2 protein-coding genes are annotated in these 993 nt (G+C 43.7%); both read right to left on the bottom strand.

The genetic code is table 11. The features are described 5' to 3' along the window. On the bottom strand, positions 1-247 hold a 247-nt coding region (locus A3738_RS05790; RefSeq protein WP_156504002.1), incomplete at its 3' end, for a sugar phosphate nucleotidyltransferase. After that, positions 244-993: aminoglycoside phosphotransferase family protein (locus A3738_RS05785; protein WP_082889983.1), on the bottom strand; the 750-nt coding region annotated here is incomplete at its 5' end. The genes A3738_RS05790 and A3738_RS05785, both read right to left, overlap by 4 nt.

Here is a 993-nt window from a genome sequence, read left to right as displayed (position 1 = left end):
GCAGTGAGGCTTCATTGAATAATTGAATATTGAGTTGGTTACGCCAAACCGCATCGATATGACTTTCTATTTTCTCTCCAAGCCAATGGGTGTTAATAGCGATGTCTTTAATCCCAAGAGCTTCTAGTCGTTCTAAGTGAAGATCAATCAGGGTCTTGTCGCCGACTTTCAATAAAGGTTTTGGGCAAGTGTCTGTAAGTGGGCGCATTCTGGAGCCAAGCCCTGCCGCAAGAATCATTGCTTTCATGACGCTGTATTTTCTTGTGATTGTGCTTCGACGAAGGTCAGCATAGGTTCCTTGATGTGTTCCTCGAGAAGTTCTCCAAAGGCATGTAAGTCTTCATATGAATTGCACGCTTCGACAATGTAGGAGAATGTTCTTGGGATGTCTTTGAGATAGCCATACTTGCCATCACGAAGAGCAAGTCGCGCAAAAATACCTGCCGCTTTCATATGGCGCTGAATACCCATCAAATCAAACTGCTTTTTGAAAAGCTCTGGGGCAATGTTTGTGAGTGTTGAATGAGTGCCTGCAAATTCTGTCATGAGCTGCTCGACTAAGTCTTGATCAAGCTTGATATAGCAGTCTTTCAAAAGTGAAACCAAATCGTATGTGGCTGGACCGAATACGGCGTCTTGGAAATCAATGATGCCCACTTGATCTCCTTGCATTATGATGTTTCGTGAGTGGTAGTCGCGATGCACCAAACATTGTGTCTGCTCTAACGCACTTTTTATCAAAAGGGCTTGGGCGTTTTTCAGAGTAGTAAGTTGTTCTGGAGTTAAGGCGATTGAAAGAGCTGAGTCGATGAGCCAGTCACTGAATAAATCTAATTCGCGCTGCAAAAGCGCTTCATCGTAACTTGGCAGTGTCTTGTTGTTTGGCAATGTTTGAATGCGTTGTAATTCATCGAGCGCCAATGAATAGATGCGGTGTTGCGTTGTTTTGTCTTGTTGTGCAACACATCCATAGAACTGTACGTCACCAAAATC

Source organism: Oleiphilus sp. HI0066 (assembly GCF_001635725.1).
This window is presented reverse-complemented; position numbering and strand designations above follow the sequence as displayed.